Here is a 6,472-nt window from a genome sequence, read left to right on the forward strand (position 1 = left end):
CGTGTTACTCACCCGTCCGCCGCTAAGTTAATCAGGAGCAAGCTCCCGATTAACTCCGCTCGACTTGCATGTATTAGGCACGCCGCCAGCGTTCGTCCTGAGCCAGGATCAAACTCTCCAATAAAGTTTTGATGCTTTATTCGAAAGAGCCTTAGCTCAATCAGTTACTGACGAGAAAATTAATTCTCATAGGATGGATTTTCAAACGACACAAGGTCGATTTAAATTCCATCATTTTAATACTCACTCGTTGTTCAGTTTTCAAAGATCAACTTCGTTTCTTTCGTCATATCCGCATTTCAGCGGCGACTTTTATAATATATCACGTCTGCTTCTCTCAAGTCAAGAACTTTTTTGATTGTTAAGTTGTTTCTCTAAATCTGTAAGCGCTTGTCCATTTCAGAAGCGATTTATAATGTACCATAGATCATGAAGCCCCGTCAACTGTCATATCATGGTTAGTTTTAAGCCAAGCAGCAGACCTACCCCGGGGAGTCCAAGCACCAGCACTGTAGTCACGGTTACCGGATTTAAAGGAATATAGGCTTCCGTTGCGATTCCCGAGAAGTTAACCAAATAAAGACCCAAAGCCGCAAGAACAACATGCAGACCTAATCTAGTCAGCCAAGCAAATCCCAACCGCCTTGATATCGTAATATATAAAAGCGAAATTAGAGAAACGATCAAAATTCCGGTCAGCGCAATTTTCATCCAAGCCCCTCCTCAAAAATAAGCCCCATTCCTAAACGCATCCCAATCCACTTTAGCTTGCTTAGCCAGCTTCAACTGGATTTGATACCTCCGCTCCGCGGCTTCCAGCAAATAAATCGCCACATCCACCTCCTCTTCCCCCTGCGCCTCTTCAAAAGCCCAGCGCGCTCTGCGCCAATCATCCCTCGCCTTGCAGACCTCCCGGTACAGCTGTTCTTTATAATCCATCTCTTGATTCAAATCAGGCGCGACCCCATTCAAGCGACGAAGTCTGGATCTCCAAAACCTCAAACCAGCTCACTCCTTCCCATCGCATACGCTCTATTTCATATGTATCGAAAGAAGGACAAACTTAGAACCTAAATTGGCCGCAAAAAAAGAACCCCGACTTGGCCGAAGCCAATCAGGGTCCTTGTCCAGTAAGTGGATTAATGCAGTTCGCGCCGTCCCTCCAACGCCTTGGAGAGCGTGACCTCGTCCGCATATTCCAGATCTCCGCCAACCGGAAGCCCATGGGCGATACGGGTGACGCGCAGATCAAACGGCTTGACCAGCCGCGAGATATACATGGCCGTAGCCTCACCCTCGATGTTGGGGTTCGTGGCCAAAATGAGTTCTTTTACCCGTTCGTCACTCAAACGGTTCAGTAGTTCCTTCAGCCGGATATCGTCCGGACCAAGACCTTCCATGGGAGAAATCGCTCCCTGCAGCACATGATAATAACCATCGAACTCCTTGGTACGCTCCATGGCGACCAGGTCTTTGGACTCCTGGACCACGCAAATTACGGAAGGATCGCGCGTTTTATCCTGACAAATCCGGCAGGGGTCGCTATCCGTAATGTTGCAGCAAATGGAACAGTAGTGAAGATTCCGCTTCACGCTGACCAAAGCCTTGGCAAAATCGATGACATCATCCTCTTTCATGCGCAGCACATGAAACGCCAGCCTTGCGGCTGTCTTCGGACCGATACCGGGCAAGCGGGTAAACGCATCAATCAGCTTCGCGATCGGTTCGGGATAATACAATGGGAGCAATCTCCTTCAGTCTAAATTCGGTAATCAAAAATTAGAACAAGCCTGGAATTTTCATTCCGCCCGTAAATTTGCCCATGTCTTGGTTAGCAAGTTCTTCCGCCTTGTTTAATGCATCGTTGACCGCCGTCAGCACAAGGTCCTGCAGCATTTCAACATCATCCGGGTCCACCGCTTCCGGTTTGATGTTCAAAGACAACACTTTCTTGTGACCGTTAACCTGAACAGTTACGACTCCGCCCCCCGCACTGCCTTCAACCGTTTTGCTGGCAAGCTCTTCTTGAGCTTTCAGCATTTGTTCCTGCATCTTCTTCACTTGCTTCATCATTTGGTTCATATTATTCATTGGGCTCACATCTCCTTCATAAGTATCAGCATTTATTATAAGGGGTAGCTCCTAAAATCAAAAACCGGGCTATTCCTTAATAACGACAAGTTCCTCGCCAAACAGCTGCAGCGCTTCATCCACCCAAGGCTCCTTACCGCTTCCTCCAGCATCTTCGGGAGGCGGCTCCAATTCAAAAGGTTCGCTCGGCGCGGCATTCGCCCCCTGAATCGCTTCATTCCAATCCTTCAGCATCATAGTCACCAAACGGCAAGGATGTCCGAGCTGGCGTTCCATGACCTGTTCGATAAGCTGCTTGTTAGCGGGTTTCTCCGTGGTTTCGCGGTGAATATCGTTTTTAAAAGCAACCAGCACGGCGTTATCCACCATGGAGACGGGCTCGCCATTAACAAACCAGGCGTGGATGGTGACCTTCTCGTCTTTTACGGCCTGGAGAATCTGATTCCATTTGCCTTGGACAGCCATAAACTCGGGGCTGTTCCGCTGAGCGACATACTTGTCGAGACCGGAAGGCAGCTTCGCCGGGGAAGACAAACGCGGCGCACTGCTTCTGGCCGGTGGCCGCGCAGCCGAACGTTCGCTTCCGCCGCCTGCGCCGCCGGCCAATCCGCCCTGCAGCGCTTGCTCCAGCTTGCGCTCCAGTTCCGCGAGCTGCCTCTTCAGTTGCTGCACCTCCGATGCTGCGGCGCCGGGGACAGCCGCTTGCTGGGCGGCTTCTTCACGCACCGAGCCATCTCCTTTAGGCAGGCTGCACAGCTTCAAGAGCGCCACTTCAAACAGCGTCTGAGGCTGCGCGGCATACTTCATTTCCGACTGATAGTGATTCAGCGTGTCGATAATTCGGAATAAATGCGCACGTGAAAAAGCGGAGGCCATCTCCCGGAAGTCCCGGGCATCCAACACGCGCTCCGTCAGCTTGTCCGCTTCCGGAATCATTTTGATCATCAGCAGATCGCGGAAATAATACAGCAGGTTCTCCATGCATTTATCGGCGCTCTTGCCCTCTTGCATGAAGCCTTCGATCAATTGCAGCATCCCGCCGACATCATCCTCCAGGATGGTTCTGGCGAGTTCCGCAAACTGCCGGGAAGGAATCCCTCCCGTCATGTCCAAAACCTGCTGGTAAGAAACCCGGCCGTCCGAAAAAGAAGAGATCTGGTCCAAAATGCTAAGCGCGTCGCGCATCCCGCCATCGGACAGCCTTGCGATATACTCAATCGCTTCGTCCTCCGCCGATATCCCTTCCTGTTCGCAGATCGTCCGCAAGCGTTGGCTTTGCTCCTCTAAGGAAACTCGCCGAAAGTCAAAACGCTGGCATCGGGATATTACCGTCGCCGGGAGGCGGTGCGGTTCCGTCGTCGCCAGGATGAACATCACATGCGGCGGCGGTTCCTCGAGCGTTTTCAGCAGGGCGTTAAACGCCTCGGTGGTCAGCATATGAACTTCGTCGATAATATACACTTTCTGCCGCACTTCCGTGGGGGCATACTTCACTTTCTCGCGGAGATCGCGAATTTCCTCGACCCCCCGGTTGGAAGCGGCGTCAATTTCAAGCACGTCCATGACAGCGCCCGCAGTAATCCGCCGGCAGGCATCGCATTCATTGCACGGTTCCGGTGCGGGCCCCTTCTCGCAGTTCACCGCCTTGGCCAAAACCTTGGCCGTGGAGGTCTTCCCCGTTCCCCGAGGACCGCTAAAAAGATACGCATGCGACAGCCGCTGTTCGCGAATCGCATTCTGCAGCGTACGAATGATATGCTGCTGCCCCACCATGTCCTGAAACGACTGCGGCCGCCAAGCACGGTACAGTGCGATATGCTCCATTTTGCGGCACCTTCTTTCTATCCATCCGCGGCCATTCGCCGCTTTCTTATTATACTATACTCGACAGGTCAGAAAAACTCATATCTCGGGAAATAAAAAAGCATCTTTGCCAAATGACAAAGATGCGTTCTTATGCGTTAGAATACCGTGCACCTGTTATTGATCATTGCGATCCAAGCGGCACCTCTACGGCGCAACTCGGGACAGGCTCCCCTCCGGCACAAGAGTGGGACTGCTTATGGCTGCTTCCTTCCGGACCTGACCAGGTTCACAATTACTCATTGCGGAGGACCCGTCCGTCAACGTCTGCCGTAAAGACCGGACCTCACATCGGCAAGACCGCTAACAGGACTTCAACCTCGCTACAGCGGATTGCGAGTTACAGGGCACCGCTACCTCCCCATCTAGCACGGTGAAATTAAGTATAGCCTATGCCCGTCCAAAATGCAACCCGCGGCAAAACTTGGATCCTCTCCCTCTCTCAACCGACATGCAAAATCTATTTTTTTCTGCTATATTGATAGGAATATTGGAAAATAGTAGAACCCTGAGAGGAGAAATAGAGTTATGAATCGAAAGCGCCTCGCCAAAATTCTGCTGTCCGCCGCGATCGCGGCAAGCGGGTTTTGGGGATTGCAGTCCGCCCGAATCGAAGCCGCCCCGGCGGTCCAAATTCTTTTGGACGGGTACCCGTTAAACGCATCCACGGAACCGACCGTGATCAAAGGAACCACACTGGTTCCTTTCCGATCCATTTCCGAGGCTTTGGGGATCCCTGTGACCTGGAATGCCCAAGCAAGGACCATCACCGCCGTAAAGCAAGACGCAAACGGGGAAGTACGCGTCGTGCTCACCCTGAACCAAAAGCAGGCCACTGTTAACGGCGCCGCGGTCCAACTTGCCGAGGCTCCACGGTCGGCGGGCGGAAACACGCTGATCCCCCTGGGCTTCTTCAGCCAGCAGTTTGGCGCTAAGGTTCAATGGAATCAAGCCTCCCGGACGGTGTCGATCTCGTCGCCTAAAGAGAAAATGTATACTTTGGGCTTTTACGCCATCCGCGCTTTTTCCGATGCCCCCAAAATCGCGAGCCTGGACGCCGTATCTTTCGGCTGGAGCCGGATCGATGAGAACGGGAAATTCACACGCACGGGGAGAGACTTCAACTGGCCGCAAGCGGCCGGCGATGTAACTCCCGAGAGACTGGTGACGGATGCTTCCGCCGCGGGGACAATACCGTACTTGATGGTCTACTCCAGCGATGCCAAAGGAGAATTGACCAAGGTGATCGAAAATGCGGAATTCCGCAAGCAGGCGATCTCCGACATGCTGGCCGCAGCCGCAGAACATCCCTTTGAAGGCATTATGCTTGATTTCGAAGGACTCGGCCTCACCACCGAGAAACAATCGACCCGGGATGCCTTCACGGCTTTCGTGAAAGAAGTGAGGACGCAAACGAAAGCGGCGGGCTTGAAGCTCGGACTTGCCCTGCACCCGTTGAACTCTTCTTACCAAGGTTACGACTATAAAGCCCTTGGCGAGCTATCCGACGAAATCGTCATTATGGCTTACAATTACGGAACCAAGAAACAACCGGACCCCGCCGCCAAAGTCGATGAGGCGATTCGGTTGGCTTTGCAGGAAACCGACAAGAGCAAACTGATTTTGGGTCTTAATCTGGATAACGAAAACGAAAATTCGATGACTACGCTCATCGGTCTGGCAAAGCGCTATGACCTGAAAGGGGTTGCCCTCTGGCGCCTCGGAATCCTCAGCTCGGCAGAGTGGAGCAGCTTGGGCCAAACCATCGAGCTCAAGTCCTGATGCAGCGCGTAAACTCCCAAGAGCAAACCACCCGGGTGAACGGGTGGTTTGCTCTTGGGCTATAAGCCTTTATTATCGGCTCGCGCCTAAAGGCGCTAGCTTTCACTTCGTTCAAGCTACTATGACGTCGCCGCTATTGCCTACCTCTGAAGAGGTGCGAATATAACTAGTACCCCTTCAGACAACCTTGATAACATAAATTCCTGCATATCTGCAGGCTTTTTTCCTGTTTGGACTTAAAATTTCTAAATACCTGCAAATCTGCAGGAATTTTCGACGAAACCGGCTCATCTCTCTAAAATCACTGGAAATTCCTGCAGATTTGCATTTTTTTTCGTTTTCCCCTCGGGGATCGGCTTAAATACCTGCAGATTTGCATCTTTTTGGAGTTGGAAGCTTGAAGCAAGCACGCTAGGCGCCTCTTTGTATTGTGACAACTCACTTCGATTAGCCATTAATCCACATTTCCTTTCGTTATACATAGTAGCTTGAACACTCCTATGATAACGACCCCATCAGCTGGTTCTTTGCTATCAGCATCACTACACCACCCGCATAGCAGGTAGTTTGTTGTTTCGCGCGCTTCGTGAGCTCAACTGGCTAAAGCCTCAATCATAACCACCCGTCCAACGGGTGGTTTGCTCTTGGGGTATAACCCCCTGTTGCCAAACTGCGCCTAAAGACGCTAGCCTGACAATAAAATTGTTCAGGCTCAGTGTTTTTGTCACTTTCACTT

General features: G+C 51.8%; 6 protein-coding genes, 1 rRNA gene and 1 other RNA gene. 1 reads left to right on the forward strand and 7 read right to left on the reverse strand.

Annotation, left to right across the window (positions count from 1 at the left end):
• The 7 genes from LBW89_RS27105 to ffs all read right to left on the reverse strand — a co-directional run.
• Positions 1-124 (reverse strand): 16S ribosomal RNA (locus LBW89_RS27105); the annotation flags it as partial.
• Positions 125-447: 323 nt separating this feature from the next.
• On the reverse strand, positions 448-711 hold the full coding sequence (locus LBW89_RS27110) for a pro-sigmaK processing inhibitor BofA family protein (RefSeq protein WP_148454441.1): 264 nt from the start codon (positions 709-711) through the stop codon (positions 448-450).
• A 12-nt stretch (positions 712-723) separates the two neighbouring features.
• On the reverse strand, positions 724-939 hold the full coding sequence (locus LBW89_RS27115) for a DUF2508 domain-containing protein (RefSeq protein ID WP_213508934.1): 216 nt from the start codon (positions 937-939) through the stop codon (positions 724-726).
• Between the two features lie 200 nt (positions 940-1,139).
• Entirely contained in the window at positions 1,140-1,739 is a 600-nt protein-coding gene (gene recR / locus LBW89_RS27120) for a recombination mediator RecR (protein ID WP_148454439.1), read from the reverse strand.
• A gap of 40 nt (positions 1,740-1,779) precedes the next feature.
• Positions 1,780-2,091 carry a YbaB/EbfC family nucleoid-associated protein gene (locus LBW89_RS27125; RefSeq protein WP_148454437.1) on the reverse strand — a complete coding sequence of 104 codons (312 nt, stop codon included), beginning with the start codon at positions 2,089-2,091 and terminating at the stop codon, positions 1,780-1,782.
• Positions 2,092-2,160: 69 nt separating this feature from the next.
• Positions 2,161-3,915, reverse strand: coding sequence for a DNA polymerase III subunit gamma/tau (gene dnaX / locus LBW89_RS27130; protein WP_225040911.1), 1,755 nt, complete (start codon positions 3,913-3,915; stop codon positions 2,161-2,163).
• Between the two features lie 145 nt (positions 3,916-4,060).
• Positions 4,061-4,328: signal recognition particle sRNA large type (gene ffs / locus LBW89_RS27135), an RNA gene on the reverse strand.
• 154 nt (positions 4,329-4,482) lie between these two features.
• On the opposite strand from ffs, the gene LBW89_RS27140 reads away from it, so the two are divergent.
• Positions 4,483-5,736, forward strand: a complete 1,254-nt coding sequence (locus tag LBW89_RS27140) for a stalk domain-containing protein (RefSeq protein ID WP_225040912.1) — start codon at positions 4,483-4,485, stop codon at positions 5,734-5,736.
• The last annotated feature ends 736 nt before the right edge of the window (positions 5,737-6,472 follow it).

The sequence above is a fragment of the Paenibacillus sp. alder61 genome, from assembly GCF_020179875.1.
In the GTDB taxonomy this organism is placed as follows: domain Bacteria; phylum Bacillota; class Bacilli; order Paenibacillales; family Paenibacillaceae; genus Fontibacillus; species Fontibacillus faecis.

Coding starts and splice junctions, on each gene's coding strand:
- LBW89_RS27140 (WP_225040912.1), top strand. CDS start 4,483: ATGAATCGAAAGCGCCTCGCCAAAATTCTGCTGTCCGCCGCGATCGCG.
- LBW89_RS27115 (WP_213508934.1), bottom strand. CDS start 939: ATGGATTATAAAGAACAGCTGTACCGGGAGGTCTGCAAGGCGAGGGAT.
- dnaX (WP_225040911.1), bottom strand. CDS start 3,915: ATGGAGCATATCGCACTGTACCGTGCTTGGCGGCCGCAGTCGTTTCAG.
- LBW89_RS27125 (WP_148454437.1), bottom strand. CDS start 2,091: ATGAATAATATGAACCAAATGATGAAGCAAGTGAAGAAGATGCAGGAA.
- LBW89_RS27110 (WP_148454441.1), bottom strand. CDS start 711: ATGAAAATTGCGCTGACCGGAATTTTGATCGTTTCTCTAATTTCGCTT.